Annotated in this window: 19 protein-coding genes and 1 tRNA gene; 11 read left to right on the top strand and 9 right to left on the bottom strand. The window is 43.4% G+C overall.

Annotated features, from left to right (window positions below; genetic code table 11):
• Window positions 1-8: 8 nt before the first annotated feature.
• Complete coding sequence (locus LEP1GSC047_RS18535) at window positions 9-1,094, bottom strand: hypothetical protein (RefSeq protein WP_010416223.1); 1,086 nt, start codon at window positions 1,092-1,094, stop codon at window positions 9-11.
• Between LEP1GSC047_RS18535 and LEP1GSC047_RS18540 the strand changes: the two genes are divergently transcribed.
• Window positions 1,093-1,725: a hypothetical protein gene (locus LEP1GSC047_RS18540; protein WP_010416220.1), complete on the top strand. Its 633-nt coding sequence runs from the start codon at window positions 1,093-1,095 to the stop codon at window positions 1,723-1,725. The two genes, LEP1GSC047_RS18535 and LEP1GSC047_RS18540, sit on opposite strands and share 2 nt — an antisense overlap.
• 128 nt (window positions 1,726-1,853) lie before the next feature.
• On the opposite strand, the gene LEP1GSC047_RS18545 is transcribed toward LEP1GSC047_RS18540, so the two are convergent.
• Together LEP1GSC047_RS18545 and rocD are read right to left on the bottom strand one after the other, a co-directional pair.
• Window positions 1,854-2,183, bottom strand: a complete 330-nt coding sequence (locus LEP1GSC047_RS18545; protein WP_010416218.1) for a hypothetical protein — start codon at window positions 2,181-2,183, stop codon at window positions 1,854-1,856.
• Between the two features lie 27 nt (window positions 2,184-2,210).
• The gene (rocD, locus tag LEP1GSC047_RS18550) at window positions 2,211-3,449 is read right to left on the bottom strand and encodes an ornithine--oxo-acid transaminase (RefSeq protein WP_010416215.1); all 1,239 of its coding nucleotides are present in this window, start codon (window positions 3,447-3,449) and stop codon (window positions 2,211-2,213) included.
• 111 nt (window positions 3,450-3,560) lie between these two features.
• On the opposite strand from rocD, the gene LEP1GSC047_RS18555 reads away from it, so the two are divergent.
• The 3 genes from LEP1GSC047_RS18555 to LEP1GSC047_RS18565 are packed head-to-tail and all read left to right on the top strand — an operon-like array spanning window position 3,561 to window position 4,883.
• Entirely contained in the window at window positions 3,561-3,920 is a 360-nt protein-coding gene (locus tag LEP1GSC047_RS18555) for a TRL-like family protein (protein ID WP_103186194.1), read from the top strand.
• Window positions 3,917-4,516, top strand: coding sequence for a hypothetical protein (locus tag LEP1GSC047_RS18560; RefSeq protein WP_010416209.1), 600 nt, complete (start codon window positions 3,917-3,919; stop codon window positions 4,514-4,516). The genes LEP1GSC047_RS18555 and LEP1GSC047_RS18560 overlap by 4 nt, the downstream gene beginning before the upstream one ends.
• Entirely contained in the window at window positions 4,497-4,883 is a 387-nt protein-coding gene (locus tag LEP1GSC047_RS18565) for a DUF423 domain-containing protein (RefSeq protein WP_010416208.1), read from the top strand. Before LEP1GSC047_RS18560 ends, LEP1GSC047_RS18565 begins: the two co-directional genes overlap by 20 nt.
• Window positions 4,884-5,022: 139 nt before the next feature.
• On the opposite strand, the gene LEP1GSC047_RS22280 is transcribed toward LEP1GSC047_RS18565, so the two are convergent.
• Window positions 5,023-5,259 (bottom strand): NAD(P)-binding domain-containing protein, encoded by a 237-nt coding sequence (locus LEP1GSC047_RS22280; RefSeq protein ID WP_238325614.1) that lies wholly within the window; start codon window positions 5,257-5,259, stop codon window positions 5,023-5,025.
• 288 nt (window positions 5,260-5,547) lie between these two features.
• On the opposite strand from LEP1GSC047_RS22280, the gene LEP1GSC047_RS18575 reads away from it, so the two are divergent.
• Window positions 5,548-6,366: a PhzF family phenazine biosynthesis protein gene (locus tag LEP1GSC047_RS18575; protein ID WP_010416203.1), complete on the top strand. Its 819-nt coding sequence runs from the start codon at window positions 5,548-5,550 to the stop codon at window positions 6,364-6,366.
• Window positions 6,367-6,470: 104 nt separating this feature from the next.
• Here the strand turns inward: LEP1GSC047_RS18575 and LEP1GSC047_RS18580 are convergent, their stop codons facing one another.
• Window positions 6,471-7,109 (bottom strand): TetR/AcrR family transcriptional regulator, encoded by a 639-nt coding sequence (locus LEP1GSC047_RS18580; protein WP_010416200.1) that lies wholly within the window; start codon window positions 7,107-7,109, stop codon window positions 6,471-6,473.
• A 125-nt stretch (window positions 7,110-7,234) separates the two neighbouring features.
• On the opposite strand from LEP1GSC047_RS18580, the gene LEP1GSC047_RS18585 reads away from it, so the two are divergent.
• Entirely contained in the window at window positions 7,235-7,660 is a 426-nt protein-coding gene (locus LEP1GSC047_RS18585; protein WP_010416198.1) for an ABA4-like family protein, read from the top strand.
• Complete coding sequence (locus tag LEP1GSC047_RS18590) at window positions 7,647-8,456, top strand: hypothetical protein (protein ID WP_010416194.1); 810 nt, start codon at window positions 7,647-7,649, stop codon at window positions 8,454-8,456. Before LEP1GSC047_RS18585 ends, LEP1GSC047_RS18590 begins: the two co-directional genes overlap by 14 nt.
• Window positions 8,457-8,536: 80 nt before the next feature.
• Here the strand turns inward: LEP1GSC047_RS18590 and LEP1GSC047_RS18595 are convergent, their stop codons facing one another.
• A complete protein-coding gene (locus tag LEP1GSC047_RS18595; protein WP_010416191.1) occupies window positions 8,537-8,875 on the bottom strand; it encodes a hypothetical protein in 339 nt (112 codons plus the stop codon).
• Window positions 8,876-8,878: 3 nt separating this feature from the next.
• Window positions 8,879-10,405, bottom strand: coding sequence for a carboxypeptidase M32 (locus LEP1GSC047_RS18600; RefSeq protein WP_010416187.1), 1,527 nt, complete (start codon window positions 10,403-10,405; stop codon window positions 8,879-8,881).
• Window positions 10,406-10,468: 63 nt separating this feature from the next.
• On the opposite strand from LEP1GSC047_RS18600, the gene LEP1GSC047_RS18605 reads away from it, so the two are divergent.
• Window positions 10,469-10,540 (top strand) — tRNA-Gly (locus LEP1GSC047_RS18605).
• Between the two features lie 111 nt (window positions 10,541-10,651).
• Here LEP1GSC047_RS18605 and LEP1GSC047_RS18610 read toward each other — a convergent pair.
• Window positions 10,652-11,911, bottom strand: a complete 1,260-nt coding sequence (locus tag LEP1GSC047_RS18610) for a glycosyltransferase family 39 protein (protein WP_020989156.1) — start codon at window positions 11,909-11,911, stop codon at window positions 10,652-10,654.
• Window positions 11,912-11,966: 55 nt separating this feature from the next.
• The gene (locus LEP1GSC047_RS18615; protein ID WP_010416182.1) at window positions 11,967-13,763 is read right to left on the bottom strand and encodes a monovalent cation:proton antiporter-2 (CPA2) family protein; all 1,797 of its coding nucleotides are present in this window, start codon (window positions 13,761-13,763) and stop codon (window positions 11,967-11,969) included.
• A 268-nt stretch (window positions 13,764-14,031) separates the two neighbouring features.
• Between LEP1GSC047_RS18615 and LEP1GSC047_RS18620 the strand changes: the two genes are divergently transcribed.
• The 3 genes from LEP1GSC047_RS18620 to LEP1GSC047_RS18630 all read left to right on the top strand — a co-directional run bounded on the left by LEP1GSC047_RS18620 (window position 14,032) and on the right by LEP1GSC047_RS18630 (window position 16,461).
• Window positions 14,032-15,333 carry an outer membrane beta-barrel protein gene (locus LEP1GSC047_RS18620; protein WP_010416179.1) on the top strand — a complete coding sequence of 434 codons (1,302 nt, stop codon included), beginning with the start codon at window positions 14,032-14,034 and terminating at the stop codon, window positions 15,331-15,333.
• Between the two features lie 196 nt (window positions 15,334-15,529).
• Window positions 15,530-16,015 (top strand): glutathione peroxidase, encoded by a 486-nt coding sequence (locus LEP1GSC047_RS18625; protein ID WP_010416176.1) that lies wholly within the window; start codon window positions 15,530-15,532, stop codon window positions 16,013-16,015.
• Window positions 16,012-16,461, top strand: a complete 450-nt coding sequence (locus LEP1GSC047_RS18630) for a MarR family winged helix-turn-helix transcriptional regulator (RefSeq protein ID WP_010416173.1) — start codon at window positions 16,012-16,014, stop codon at window positions 16,459-16,461. Before LEP1GSC047_RS18625 ends, LEP1GSC047_RS18630 begins: the two co-directional genes overlap by 4 nt.
• The last annotated feature ends 20 nt before the right edge of the window (window positions 16,462-16,481 follow it).

Here is a 16,481-nt window from a genome sequence, read left to right on the forward strand (position 1 = left end):
GATGAAATTTATTCCCGCGTGACGCTACTTAGAATAGTCTCTACCGATTCCTCGTGTCTCCGATTTTTAATTAGGCTTTCGGTTACATGGAAAAGCAGAGAGTCCCCTTGGTTCGTTTCGGAAAGTACGAATATACCGGTCTTAGCGTATCTAGGATGTAGCACGTCATAGAAGGTCCAAAATTTCCCGGAATATCGGTTATTAAAGTCCTCATGTTCCAGTTCGTTCAACTCTTCTATATCCCCGCGACTCACGAGTAAATCCAGATACTTCTTAAACTCCGCGATTAGAGGATCAATTTCGAGGTAAGGCTGAGGAGTATGGAAGATTCTAATATACGGATATCGATTCGGATCTTTATCGCTCGTGGAAATGACTCCGGCAATCTGACCGGTTCCTGTTTTATCTTCCCAAGTAAGATCCTTCGGATTATGAAAATAGAAATCTTCGGGAAGCTTTAAAGAAAGTCGCAGATCCGGGTTTGATAGAATCCTCGTGCTCTCATCAAAGTTCCATCTCGTTAAATTTTGCTCCTGGAAAGAAGGTTTAAAGTGCAAGTACGCCACCCAGGCTTCGGTGAATTGCAGAGCCTTAAAGCTTCCGAGCCCGGATGCCAAAACTAAAACGCCTAGGAATCCTGCCTTATAATAGATTTTATTTTCCAAAAACCGAACGGAAAAAACGCAGAGACAATAGATAGTGAAGAATAAAATTCCGGACCGATTATCGAAGAATTCCGTGAGGTAGCAGACTAAGACGGAAAGCAGGAACAAACCGGCCTCTATCCAAGGTACTAAGGCCGTCGGAGGGCGGGAGATTCCCACCTCGGCGAAAATTGCCGGCACCTCGACTGCGGACTCGAGTTTGCGATAGGAGAAGACGATTCCCCAAAAGAGCAGTGTCGAGGCGAGGTACCCGATCAGCGCGAGACTGATCATCCAGAATAAAGGTAAATGAGATTCGTGATAGAATAGAAAGTAGAGAGCAAAGACGGAATAGACTATAAAGAGCTTCCTCGTAAAGGAAAGTTCTTGCAGCTTCTTCAGGAGGGTTGTTCCTTTTTCCCATCCCGGAACTTTGCGGAGCAAATTCATGAGCCAGATCACCCAGTTCTTCTCCAATATGAAGATGGACTTCGATAGGTTGAGTCAATCCATTGACGACCTAGTGAAAACCTATTACGCCATCGTTAATTTTCTGGAGATAGTTTCCAACCTCTTTCCTTTGGACTTAGTTCTAGTTTTAATCTTTTCTATTCCCTTATTGCTTGTCTTTAATAGCTTATCTCCATCTTCCCCTCGGATCAATTATACGTTGGCGGTCCTGCTCGTATCCGGAATGCGTACGTTTTTACAGCATTCCATTTCCCAATCTTGGGAGATTTTTGCCGTTTCGAAAACCGCTTTAATTCTTTTATTGCCTGCCTATTCGTTTCTCCTGAGTCGTTTTCTTTTTGATCGCTTGCAAAAATTCGTTTCGAGAAAAAAAGCGTTATCTCCCCGAAACCTGGAAGAATCCTTCGAAGCTTTGCAGTCCGCCTATCGAACTTTATCCGTCGAAATTTATTCCGAATTGGATTCGGTAGGAGGCGGGCCGATTTACGGTGGAAGTAAATTTCTACCGGCTTTGACGGAATTGGAAGAATCGATCATCGGAATGCGCCGGTTATTGGAAAGCCCGAAATCCAAGAAACAAACCTTAAATACGGAATCGGAAGGTGCATGAACAAGTTTCTACAGGCTCGAACTATGGATCCCGTAAAATTATGAATGGGTTAGTCCAGCCGCTATTCCGGTTTTCGATAATATATATCATAGGGCGTTTTAGTTTTATATAATATAACGCTAAAACAATCAATCGGTCGATTTGAAGAGATCTTTCACCGCGTCCTTGGCTTTCGATTGAGTATAATCTTCCCGATCGATCAGGATGAATTCCAGGCCTTCCTTTTCGATTCGGGCCAGGACTTTCGCGATTTCTCCCGGAGCTTTTAGATTCGTGGCGAGATATTTAAACTTGGAGCCGCATTTAGGACAAGAACGATCCTTTGTATAGTTCAGTCCTAAATGTTTACAATTTCCGCAAGTTCCGTAGAGATCGTCGATTATTAGTAGGTGCGAAGCGACTTCGCTGACGCTCATCTTTTTCCAGACTCGAATGTATTTTCCGTCGTCCACTTGCATGACTTTTATAAGTCCTTGAATCGACGATTAGTCAAGGGTTTTACGAACCGAATCCGAGATCTTTGCGATCGCAATCTGGATCTCCTCCCCGGTAATACACAAAGGAGGCGCAAAACGAATCGTATGGTCGTGAGTTTGCTTAGCAAGTAAACCTCGATCTAACAAATCATAGCATATTTTTTTAGCCGCGGACCCTCCCGATTTTTCGGGAAAGAACTCAACGGCATTGAGCAGGCCTTTTCCGCGAACTTGTTTTATCTTATCAGGATATTCTTTGTGTAGAATTTCCATGCCTTCCCGAAATTCAACTCCGCGTTGTTCGGCATTATCGGGTAGTTTTTCATCGAGGATGACTTGAACCGCAGTTTTTGCCACCGCCGACGCCAAAGGATTGCCGCCGAAAGTGGATCCATGCTCACCCGGTTTCAAAGTTAAAATAACTTCATCGGAAGAAAGAACGGCAGATACCGGCAAAGTTCCGCCGGACAACGCCTTTCCCAGAACGAGCAGATCCGGTTTTATATTCTCGTGATCGGCAGCCAATAGTTTTCCGGTTCGTCCTAACCCGGTCTGGATCTCATCCAGGATCAGCAGCACGTTTTTTTCCCGGCATACTTGGGAAATTTTCCTTAAATATCCGATATCCGGAAGAATAACTCCGGCTTCGCCCTGGATCGGTTCGACCATGAATCCAGCTACATTAGGATCTTCTAATTCTTTTTTTAATGCATGAATGTCGTTATAAGGTATAACGATAAATCCCGGAATGAAAGGACCGAATTCTTTCCGACTATTCGGGTCAGTCGAAGCTGAAATTGCACCTAAACTTCTGCCCCAAAAATTACCCGTTGCGAAAACGATTTTTGCCTTATCTTGGGGAATTCCCTTCACTTGATATCCCCATTTACGAGTCAATTTCACCGCAGTTTCGGCAGCTTCTACTCCCGTATTCATGGGCAGCATTCTATCAAAACCGAAGGTCTCGCATAAGAATTTTTCGGTGACGCCTAATTGATCGTTATAGAAAGCTCTGGAAGTTAATGTCAGCCTTTCGGCTTGCGAGATTAAACTTTCGACGATACGAGGGTGGCAATGCCCTTGATTTACCGCACTGTATGCCGATAAGAAATCGAAATATTTATTTTCTTCGGTATCCCAAAGATAAATTCCTTTTCCTCTTTGCAATACGACGGGAAGGGGCTCATAGTTGAAGGCGCCGAACTTTCTTTCCAAGTCAATGTATGATTGTGCGGATTGTGTAGGCATCGATACCTATTTCTACCTTATACATGAAGCTACAAGGAGATTTCGAGATTTCCCTTGACTTTTAAATGACGACACAATGAAAATTAGCGTATGAAAAATTTTCTTTCCTATATGAGAAGATTAATGTCGCTTAGCGCCGGTCTTATGTTCCTTTCATCTTGTTTATATACGAATATTAAATCTCCTGGATGGTATTATTCTCAAAGTTATACGGATGTTCGCGGAATGGAACCAATAGGACATCTCACGGGAACGTCATGTGGAACGAGCTGGCTGTGGTTGGTCTACACCGGCGATGAAAGTTATGAAAGCGCCGTTCAGAATGCGGTTAAAGATAAGGCGGATGTACTTTTCGACGTTCAAACCGATTACAGTTACAAGTCATTCGTATTCGGGTTGTATTTCGAGAAATGTACGCGCGTATCGGGAATCGGAGTTAAGCTTCCGCAACGGTTACTGAAAAAGGAATGAAGCCCCTGTCTCCACAAACGGTTTTTGCGTATTTGCTATTGTTCGGTCTGGAACTATCGAGTCTTGCCTCATGCATTCAGACGGGTGGTACAAGAACATTGATTCGCAGAAATCCCGAACCTTATCCGTCCGGTTTGGGTATTCCTCCCGAAAACGACGTGAAGTTGAACGGCTTTCACTTTCGGGACCCATCCATTCATTATGGGGCGAGTTCGACTGCGTTGAAAACGGGTGGCTTCGATGGATGGGTTAGGGCTACCGTTTCACTTCCGTTCAAGGATATGTTCCACACTTCTTTAGAAGGATGGGATTGGTCGGAGTATCGAATCGTTCGATTTGAAGGAGAAAGCAAAGGATGCCAAACCGGAATCCGATTAGTATTGCCTCTTAAACAAGGATCGAGGGATAGTTATATACCCGTTAATTTCGTCTTCGGGCCAACTAGTTTTTACGAGGAATTGCAGGGTAAGATGAAGGAAAATTCGATCGAGGCGCTTTTTGATAGCCGACTCGATTTGGAAAATACTGCATACTTATTCGGAATTTTTCGAAGGAAATGCATTCGGTTTCACAGTTATGGAATTCAAAAATTCTAAAAATCTTCCGTTATTCTTCGCGGCCTTTTTCGGATTCACCGGGGTTGCGTTCGGTGCCTTTGGAGCTCATGGATTAAAAGCGATCTTAAGTCCGGATTTGCTGATCATCTTCGAAACCGGGGCGCGTTACCAACTGATCCATTCCGTCGTTTTGGTGATATTAGCGCTTAGTAATAAATGGAGCGAATCGAAAGAATTAAGAATCGGATATTGGCTAATATTTTCAGGAATTTTAATATTCTCCGGTTCGCTTTATACATTATCGATTACCGGTATTAAAGTTTTGGGAGCGATTACTCCGTTCGGAGGAATCGCTTTTCTTCTTGGATGGGGATTTCTGGGCTACAGCGGAATAAAAGGACGCTGAACTTCGGGCGAAAATTCGAATTTGGTCCTTGCTTTTACCTTGTTATATGAAAGTTAAAATTAGGATTCCCGAATTTTCCATAAAGCCGCAGCCAGATCGGAAGAAGCACCTCGGTCGATCGGGCCCCGGTAATGTTCCCTCAGTCTATAATGTTCTTCCAACCGAAGTATTCGGCTAGTAGCTTTGCGACCGTTGCCTTTGCAGCAGCATCGTTTCCCGAAATGAAAACATCGTGATCGCCTTTCACCAAAGTCGAATCTACCATTAGATTACAATTCATCGTGTTTAAGGTTTTAACCACGAATGTTTCGGGAAATTCTCTTTGAATCGCTTCCCCTAAAGAATCCATGTTGCTAATGAATAGAGACGGAGGCATTCCGTTGGAAAAATCCAACGGATTGGCAAGGTCGATTAGAATTTTTCCCGTTAGAGCCGCCGATTTTCATAGGTTTTTCTTCACCGATTAGACCCGTAGCTTTCTCTAATAATAAGTCCGATTGCTAAAATTCGCTATTGGTTTAATGAATATACGGAATGGAAGAATCTGTATCCGCAAAAGAACGGGAATCTGTAGCTTTTTTTATATTCGTCCTTTCGTATAATAAACTCTATTCATTATCGATTGAAGAGTTGCGATAAATTTTTCCTAGCGGAGATCGAACGAATGAACAAAATTGCATATGAAATTTTTCAGGTCGATGCGTTTGCGGATCGATTATTTCACGGAAATCCCGCCGCCGTAATTCCCTGGAAAGGGGAATGGCCTAGCGACCGGTTGATGATTCAGATTGCCGCGGAAAATAATCTGTCGGAAACGGCCTTCTTTCGCCCGACGGAGAAAGAAGGTGAGTTCGAGTTGAGATGGTTTACTCCCGAAGTTGAAGTTGCTCTTTGCGGTCATGCGACATTGGCGACGGCGGCAGTCATTTTCGAATACGGGAGCGATCTAAAAATCGAAAATAGATCGATTCTTCTTTTTCATAGCAAGAGTGGAGTTTTGGAAGTCGAGAAAGAGAACGAAACTTTATATTTGAATTTCCCCTCGATCCCTCCTAGTTCCCTGGATGTTAATCAAGAACTTTTAAAGTGTTTTTCGATAAAACCGCAGTATTTATTTCAGGCAAGAGATGCGGTCTTTGTTTTCGAGAGGGAAGAAGAGGTCCGAGAATTGGAACCCGATTTTGAGGCAATTAAACGAATCCCTTTTTTTGCGGTCATTGCCACAGCTCCCTCCGCACCGGGCAAAGAATATGATTTCGTTTCTCGATTTTTTGCCCCTGCGAAAGGAGTTCCGGAAGATCCTGTAACCGGTTCCGCCCATTGTACCTTAATTCCATATTGGTCGAAAAGATTACAAAAAAAGAATTTATCCGCTTTTCAAGTCTCCAAGCGCGGAGGTCATTTAATTTGCGAGGATAGAGGGGATCGAGTCAGGATAGGAGGGGGATGCGTTCTTTATCTGAAGGGAAATTTTTTTCTCTAAGCTTAGGATAGGGTTAAGGTTTGTTCGAAGGTTGCTAAAACGGTTCTGCAAAATAAAACATTACGATCTAAACGGTATTGCGGCTTAACTTTCGGGGGAGTCTATTACCGTTTTCGAATTCCACTCATAAGCAATCGGACCAAGGTTTTCGCGGCGTCTTTAGCGCTATTCCGAGTTAAACCTAAATTGTTCGTAAGTTGTTGTTCGTTTATCAAAGTGGAAAAGCCGTGAACGATCGACCATGCGGCCGAAGCTATTTCCACCGGCTGGTAATCGGATACTTGTTCTTCATAGCAGGCCAAAACCGTCTCCCATAGTCTGAGAAAAGCCTTCCTGCCCGCTTCCTGTAACTCTAATAGATCGTCTTTGGGCCCAAGATCCGTATGCCACATCGCTCTATAATATCCCGGGTTCTCCACACAAAACGACACATAGGCTATTCCGATTTTTTCAAGTCGATCGATCGAATCCCCGGGGATCGCTTTTGCTTCCGCCTCTAAAAAAGCCTTGGTAATTCCTATAAATCCGTCCTTTGAAATCTCCGCGAGAAGGTCTCGTCGGGAAGGAAAATGGCGGTACGCCGCAGCGTGACTAACTCCGGCTTCCCTTGCTATTTCACGAACGGTAAACGCGGAATCTTTGCTCTCTTCTAGTCTCTTTAACGCTAGAGCTTTTAGCGTTTCCGCTAAGTTACCGTGATGGTATGCGCGCTCCGGCTTTTTAGTCTTTTTTTTTGCGGGCATAAAAATTTCCTAAAAAAATGTTGACATCGGTAACATTTGGTGTTACCGATAGTAACATTCCTTGATGCCATCCGAATTGGGACAAGTATTTCCCGGTTTCGTATCCGGGAAAATAGAGGTTCATTATGTCTGCGGAGTTAGCTTTTACGGTTCTAAGTCGGTTTTCGCTAGTAGGGTGGTTGTTGCTTGCGATCCTACCGAATCTGAAACTCACTAGAATCCTGGTTCGTAGCGGTTTATGGCCTGCAATACTTTCGGCCGCATACTTCTTACTATTGGCCACACACAGAGGATCGGAGGGGAATTTTCAATCGCTTGCAGGAGTTGCAGCATTGTTTTCTAATCCTTGGGTCCTCCTTGCCGGCTGGGTACATTATCTCGCTTTCGATTTATTATTAGGAATATGGGAAACGAAAGAGGCGGAATCGATCGGGCTTTCCCGTTGGATTCTTATTCCTTGTCTGTTTCTTACTCTCATGGTCGGGCCAATCGGTTTTTTAATATTCTATGTTATACGTATCGTTAAAGGAGGATTTAATGTCAACTTATAGCATCCCATTTCCATTCCTGCGAGAGTCGGAAGATTTTCTTTCTGCTTTAAGAAGAAATCGACCTCTTTCCTTTTTCGGCGGTATCATCGGTATATTGGTGCTACCAGCTTACTTTCTTTTGATGGGATTCGATAACAGAACGATATTGGGGATCAATCCATGGATCAAACCGGCTAAGTTTGCAATTTCAATCTGGATCTTCCTTTGGACGATGGGATGGATTTTAAACTATCTACAGGAATATCCTAAGTTTCTAGACCGGATTGAAAAATACTTCGTCGTCGGAATGGGGGTTGAGCTTTTTCTAATCACCGTTCAAGCCGCGAGAGGTGTTCCGTCCCATTTTAATCAATCTACGATTTTGAATTCGATCATTTATGGTGTTATGGGATTGTTCATTTACCCGGTAATTCCTGTTGCCATCCTGATCGATCGCAAGTTTAGAAATCCGATTAAAGGGTTAGATATGCGACTAAAAACCGCAATTCGGATTTCTTTACGGATATTTGTCTTTGCATCTTTGGTAGGCTCCTATATGACGGCGATTTTTTCGCATTCCGTCGGAGTACCCGACGGTGGTGAAGGACTTCCGTTTTTGAATTGGAGTAAAAGAGACGGCGATATTAGAATCGCACATTTCGTGGGAATTCATGCTCTTCAAATTTTACCCCTATTCGCTTTGCTAGCAGTCAGAAAGAATTGGTCGGAAAAAACCGTTAAGTACGCCGGAGTTGCATTGGCTATCTTGACTAGCGGGGTCTTTATAAACGCTTTGCTCGGTAGACCGTTATTATAGCGATGCGTCACTACGGATAGTTTATGGTTTTATGTTGGAACGGATTAATTCGGTCGGAATTTTATTATTCTATAATCCGGTTATTGTCTTTCCGTTCCAAAGTAGAATTTACCTTGCTTGCGAATTAACTTTCTAGTAATCAACCCTTCGGCTATGATTAGCAGCCCTTGAGCTGCGGCATGTTTTTTGTCGATAGGCGTGTCTTGTTGTTTTGTCATAAGATCGTGGACGAAAGCTCTCCGTTTCGGCTCCAAAACTCCGAGCATCGAACCGCAAACTTTCTTATCCCCGACCATAAAAGCTAACGCCAATGTCTGGGGTGGCGTCTCGTTACAAAGGTAATAAAGAGCTAAATTATCGAAAAAAGATAGCTCCTCGAACGACTTGAGGGTCAGCTCTTCGTCTTCTTCTTGGCTCATATATTACTCTTGCTCCTCCAATTTTGAAGAAAGATAATCTACTAAGTATTTCGCATTCGGACCTTCACCGGTCGCTTGACTGAGGATCTCATCCGCTTGAAATTTTCTCCCTTTTTGGTGAACGTTTTCGCGTAACCATCGAAGTAGAGTCGCGGTGTTTCCTCCCTGCAACTCGTTCGGAAAATTAGGATGCTTGGATAGGAAACACGAATAAAGCTGAGCTGCATAGATATTTCCTAACGTATAGGTAGGGAAGTATCCAAAAGCGCCGCTACTCCAATGGACGTCTTGAAGATATCCTTGGCTGTCATTCGGGACTTCTATTCCGAGTAACTCCTTCATACCCGCATTCCAGGCTTCCGACAATTCTTTGAGTTTCAACTCCTTTCGTAAGAGCGCGCGTTCTAATCGAAATCTTAGGATTATATGAAGATTATAGGTGACTTGATCCGCTTCGACCCGGATAAGCGAAGGTTTTGCTCTATTCACGAATTTATACAACGTCGCGAAAGGAAGATCTCTTTCGGAAATATTCAAGCAGCTGATAAAATCGGGATAAACGGTCTCCCAAAACTCCTTGGATCGGCCGACTTGGTTTTCCCAAAGCCTACTTTGCGATTCGTGAAGTCCGAGGGAAGCGGAATCTTTTAACGGAGAATAAGCGCCTTGCATTAACGAAATCCCGGTTTCATAAAGCGCGTGTCCTGTTTCATGAAGGACGGAATATACCGAGGAGAGAGGATCGTCTTCGTCGTATCTTGTCGTTATTCGTTTATCAAAGGAGCCAAGCGAAGTGGAAAACGGATGAGCGCTTGCATCCAAACGGGAAATATTTTTCGGCAAGCCGAGCAGTTCGGGTAATCGTTCGTTAAAGGATTTTTGCAATGAAACCGGGAATTTTCCCTTAAACGGAGAACTTACGTCTCTAGATCTGCTAACAAGAGGAACGAGAGATTTTCGAAGACTTTCAAATAGATCGTGTAACGATTCTGCTCTTGCACCTTCTTCGTAATCCTCCAATAAGGAATCGTAAGCTTCGGTTTCATAACCGAGATATTCCGTTTTTTGAAGAGTTAAATCCAGTAATTCCTGGAGAGTCTGAATAAAAGCCGTCGAATCATTTTTTTTCCGCGCTTCGGTCCAAACGGAATGCGCTTGGCTAGTCAGCTTTGCAAACTTCTCAACCCAAGTACTTGGAACGGAAGATGCACGTTTTAGATCCCTGAACAAAAGTTCTAATTCGCGGTTCCGCAGTTCCTTCCCGGGAAGATTTCGCTTATTGTTTTCTTCAAAAGCTTTCTCGGCCAATTCTTTAAAAGTATGGCCGGCAAACGCTTCGTGAGCCATTCCTGAAAGCAATCCGATCTGTTCGGCTCGTTCTTCCTGTCCGGCTTCAGGCAAGGCGACTTCCAAGTCCCAATGGAGAACGCTCAGAATATTTCTAAGATGAATGATTCGTTCGAATTCTTTTCTATACTTCCAAAAACCGGGGAGATCCTTCTCCCAATTTCCTAACTCAATTTCCCACATACAAAAATCATTCTTTTCGATTGACATCCTCCTAACCAACAAAAAACTATCCCTATCTTAATCGCGGGCATGGTGTAATGGCTAGCACCGTAGCCTTCCAAGCTTCTAGTGAGGGTTCGAGTCCCTCTGCCCGCAAGTTTCTCGCCTTAATCGGACCCAAAGTTCCTTCCTTAAAATATCACATTGCAGCGTTCTCACTTGCGGACGCAGCCTTCGAATCGCTTACTATTCTGCGGTTTAAATACTTTATAAAATAAACTTTAATGCGTGATCGCCGCTCAAAAATTGCGGATCGTGCCAATCCCAAACTCGGGAAGGGTTTTCATCGATATTTTGCGGGCTTCGATTCCAGATAGTCGGACCTAAATCTACCGAAGCTCGAAAATGAAAAATAAAACTTAGTAAGCACGCAATGAACCAGAGAGCTCCAAGGGTTTTCTTCGATTCGATCTGTTCAGAAAGTTGTAATGTACCTTTTAGGGTAAACCATAAAAAGAACGGAATCGTTTCCGTTAACAATCTCGGCCCGATGGAATGACCTCCCCACCACATATCAAAGCTGGAAAGAAGAATCAAATGCAGAACCAAGCAGATTAGAAATAGGATTGAAATCGGCGAATCCCGATCTTTGTGAATTCGCAGAATCCCGACGATCGATAAAACCAGGAATGGCGACCAGATAAATAGCCCTCTGTTGGGGCTAAAAAGTAATCCGGCCAAAGCTTCTCCGAATTTTTCGAATCGGAAAATTCGAGTGGAATGATTCGAATAATAAGCCGGTAAAAAACTTCCGTATATATCAAAAGTATAATATATAAAAAGTAGGAAGATCGGGATTGCTGTAACTAAGACCCAGGCCGCCTTTATTCTCCCTCTAAGTAATAGAAAGAAAAATGTCGGAACGGATACCAAAAGGGTGGTGGGACGAACCCATATTGCGAAACCGCAGATCAATCCGATCCAGAGTAGCTCTTTCTTTCCGTAAATTCCTCGAATTAGAATGTACATTAATATCGTATTTAGCAGAAGTGCGCCGCTCTGCTGCCAGATGGCCCGACCTCCCGTGGATAATGACGGGGTCGCGAACGCAAAGAGGATGGCGAAATAAAACGCTTTTTGATAACCGAATTTCTTCTTAAAACCTAAGAAGATGAATACCGTTGCCAGAGCCATCCATCCGGCTGCGACGAACTTTCCCGCCTCGAGAGAATGGTTTAGTATTTCCTTGGAGCCGTTTATTTGGGTCATCAAGAATAATTGCGGAACAGCCAGAATCGAGACACCGATCGGAAAAATGTTATACTCTTTACCCTTGAGGTTTATTAAGCCGTAATTTCCGAACTCTTTACGCAAGTCTTGAAATTCGTCCAAGTCGGTATCTCCGTGCAGTAGAATACTCATCCCGGTAGGAACATTCCAAATTGCATCCGAGCGAGGTGTGACCGGTAATAGTACGTTTACGAAGAAAACGATAAAAAAGAGAAACGGAATGTTATTTTTTTTCATTTATGAGTTTGTTATTGTTTTATTCAATTAGGGAAACTTTAAATTATCGAATCGACTAGGAAGCTTCTTTTTCCAATCTGTCGGCTGCGAATGCCTCTTCCAACTGTTTGACTGCATTCTTGGAAAATGCAATGAGCTCTTTTTCATTATGACGAACTTTGTATTGACCTAGCAGCATATCTTCGTCGTACTCCCTAAATTTCCGAAGAATCGCCTCTACCTCCGACGGTAGAAAACCCAATTCCATCAGGACTTCTCCGCCTATCTCGAGTGACGAGGCAAACGTGTCCCTGCGAATCGTCTCCACTCCTAAATCCATTAGATTAAAATAATGGGCTCTGTTTCTTGCACGGGCAATGATCTGGAGATTAGGGAAATTTTTCTTTACGAGTTCCGCAATCTTTAAGGATAATTCCATATCCTGTACGGCAAGGATCAGAATATCGGCCTGGGCGGCTCCTGCCGAGACTAGCAGATCCAGTCGACTTGCATCCCCATAATAGATTTTGTGACCGAACTTACGTGCGGCGCTAACCTGCTCCGCGTTATGCTCCAATGCGGTGAATCCGATTTTATGCACGTAGAGCATTCTACCGATGATTTGGCCCACACGGCCGAATCCGGCGATGATGACCCGATTTCTTTCGTCGATTATATCTGCCGGACCTTCCTCTTCTTGGTTGAAATACGGGTCCAATAGCTTTTCTTTTAAAATCGTAAAGAACGGGGTTAAAAGCATCGATATCGTTACGACTACGATAGAATATTCCGATATTTGTTTATTAAGAATCCCGAATTGAACGGCTACATTCAGAATAACGAAAGCGAATTCCCCGCCCTGAGATATATTTAACGATAAGTTTACGGCCGATTCGTTATTTAAATTATTGAATCTACCGATCGCATAAAGAATCAAGCCTTTGACGAACATTAGGCCGATTGCAATCCCTATTATAAGAAAAGGATTCATAGCCAGTATGTCTACATTCATAGACATACCTACCGCCAAGAAGAATAAGCCGAGGAGTAGCCCCTTAAACGGTTCTAAGTTGGCTTCCAACTCGTGACGATATTCCGAGTCGGCTAGTAGCACACCTCCTAAAAATGATCCGAGAGCCATCGACAGACCGACCATTTCCATGGCTAAGGCGACTCCTAGGACCAGCAAAAGGGAAAGCGCCACGAAAATCTCATGGTTTCCGGAGGATGCGATAATTCGAAACAAGGGTCGTGTTAGGTAACGACCTCCCAAAACGACTAATAAAATCGCCAATAAAGCTAAGCCGAATTTAGCCGAGTCGAAGGCAACTTGATGGTCGGCAACTGAATTGTTCAGTGCAGCGAGAGGAAGGATCGCCATGACGGGAATTACGGCAAGATCCTGGAATAGCAGGATGGCGAAGGCCGATCTACCGTGCGCAGTCGTTAATTGATTTTTTTCGGCCAACGATTGCAGTGCGAATGCCGTAGAAGAAAGAGAAAGGCTCAGGCCTAAAAGAGAAGATGCTATCCATCCGATAGAAAACGTCCATTCTATCAAAAAAGTTAATGCGCAGGATGTAATCGCAACTTGCGTAAGACCCATCCCGAAAACAGGTTTTCGAAGAACCCAAAGGGTTTGCGGGCGAAGTTCCAAACCGATTAAGAAAAGAAGTAAAACGACTCCGAACTCGGCAAAATGAAGTATTTCAGTGCCTCCGGTCACTAATCTTATTCCGTACGGACCGATCAGAATTCCTCCGGCCACGTAACCGAGGATGGATCCGATTCCTAATTTCTTAAATATGGGAACACAAAGTACCGCTGTCGCTAATAAAATAATCGCTGTGATTAGGATGCTCTGTTGTTCCATTTGAAATTACCTCGTGATCCTTTTTTGTTCCGACTTAAGACGACTTCCGATTGATGATCCGGAATATTTTAATCTTCCAGAGCTTAAAATATTCCGGTTATGCATAAAAAACTCTACTATTGCACCGACAAAATATAAATACTAGTATCGACTTTAGGTTTAAATTGAGATTCTTTCTCGCAATAAAAATAAATGGACTTGATCTATTTGTGAATAATTCTCGGAAACCTAAATCCGATATTAGACTGCAATCCCATTCCGAAGAAATATGAATAATTTAAAGGTATCCATCGCGATTTGTATCTTCGGATTTTTCGTTTTCGGCTCCTCTCTTTATTCCGAGGCAGATCTGAAGGTTAATTCTTCACAGGACTTAAAAAATTCGGAGAAAGACGAGAAAGTTCCGCCTGAAGCGAAGCAGACCGATTCCGATTCTTCGAAAGAACTTCAAGTTGAGGGAGAATCCGAAAAGAAACCTTCTCTTACTTCGAAGGATATCGCAAATTTGTTCCCATTGAAGTTAGGATTTTTCGTAGATAGTTACTATAACGCAAGCTTTAATCGGCCGAATTCTAAAGAGGCTTCGTACACGACTCAAGCGACGCGAACCAACGAATTCAACATCAATTTGGCGTATTTGGACGCTAATTTCGAAACGAATAAATACCGGGGGCGGTTCGCCGTACAGTTCGGAACTTCCGTCGCGGCGAATTATGTGGGAGAAGGAACGACAGGAAAAACAAGTAACGAATTTTCCGTTCGCAATATGCAGGAAGCCTATGGAGGTATCAAGCTCGGTAAATCCACATGGTTGGATATGGGTATTTATTTCGGGCACTTGGGATACGAATCCTGGGTCTCTCACGATAACTTCGTTTATACGAGAGCCCTTTCGTTAGATAACGTACCATATTACGTTTCCGGTGTTCGTTTAAGCGGTAAAATTACCGATAAATTGAAATACCAATTACACTTGGACAACGGCTACCAAGTCGTAACGGACAATAACAAGGATGTCTCCGGCGGATTTCGATTGGAATGGACTCCGTTGAAAAGCCTGATGTTTCGTTGGAATACGTTTATAGGAAACGAGTTGCCGACCGCGATTCCAAAGGAAGTTCGTTACTATAATAATTTTATCGCAGAATGGAAACCTTCCGATACTTGGATCATCGCTTCGTCATTCGACGTCGCCTACCAACGTAGAGCGGATGATCGAGATTTAATATATCTTCCCGGCGGACCGGCCTACATAAATAGGGATAGCTCCGCCTATCGCCAATTATATGTCGGAAATCTTTGGGTGGCCTACCGATTCTTACCCGAATGGAGGATCGGCTCCCGCCTCGAAAGATATGTGGACCGAGAGCAGATGATCGTTCAAACAGGAACCGCACACGGGTTTCAAACCGGTGGTACGACGACGACTTTGGATTATATTCCGAACGAGACTTTTCTGGTTCGATTTACGTATCAGTATCGACTTTCGAGAGACGCAGTTTATCCGAGAGAGGCTGGTATGTCGAGGCTGGATCGGCAATTTATATTCTCTCTATCTATTAAGATCTGATTTTTCCATAAATTCGTCGTATAGGCGTTTATTCGTGGACAATCGTACTATGAATAAGTCTCGGTCTTTGAATTTTTAGTCTAACGAACCTATGTCCTATAATAGAATTACTAAAAAATTTCAGTATGCAGAAAAATAGATTGTAAAAAATTAAATTGCATACAATGTAAATGTATAAATCTGGAGAAATTGCACAATGGCGCAGAATCTATACGAACTAACCGCTACTTTGAACAGCGGAAAAGAAAAGAAATTGGAGGATTACAAAGGAAAAGTTCTCCTTATCGTTAATACGGCTAGCGAATGCGGTTTTACCCCGCAGTACAAAGGCCTTCAAGAAATGTACGACAAGTATAAATCGGAAGGGTTGGAAATTTTAGGTTTCCCTTGCGATCAATTCGGCCACCAAGAGCCCGGAACCGACGATGAAATTCAAAATTTCTGCCAGGTTAACTTCGGAGTTCAATTCCCTCTTTTCAAAAAAATAGAAGTCAATGGCGATGGAGCGCATCCTGTTTTCAAATATCTGAAAAAAGAGGCCCCGGGTCTTTTAGGAAAATCCATCAAATGGAATTTCACCAAGTTTCTGGTGGATAAGCAAGGGAATGTGATCAAACGCTTTGCCCCGACTACTCCACCGGAAAAAATCGACGAGAAAGTGAAGGAACTCCTTAAAAAGTGAGAGAGAATCCGTTAAGTCTAGATCGGCAAATATGTTTCCCGCTCTACGCATCCTCTAGGGTGGTGACGGCCTTGTACCGTCCTATCTTGGAGGAATTCGATCTAACGTACCCGCAATATATAGTGCTTCTCGTTTTGTGGGAAGAGGATGGAATACCGTTAAAAGAAATCGGCGATAAACTATTTCTAGATTCCGGTACGTTAACCCCGCTGCTAAAAAAAATGGAAATGCAGGGACTTTTGACGAGAGATCGTTCGAACGAGGACGAGCGTTCACTTGTCGTAAAATTGACTGCCAAGGGACGCAATCTTCGTAAGAAGGCCGCTTGCATCCCCGAAAGACTTTTTGCGGAATCCGGACTAACTCAGGAGAAAGTGACTAAATTAAAGCGGGAGTTGGATGAGTTTCTGATATTACTCACGGATAAGCTGGGAAATTCCGCGTGACAAATCCCTTTACTTGGTAA

Source organism: Leptospira inadai serovar Lyme str. 10, assembly GCF_000243675.2.
Lineage (GTDB): Bacteria > Spirochaetota > Leptospiria > Leptospirales > Leptospiraceae > Leptospira_B > Leptospira_B inadai.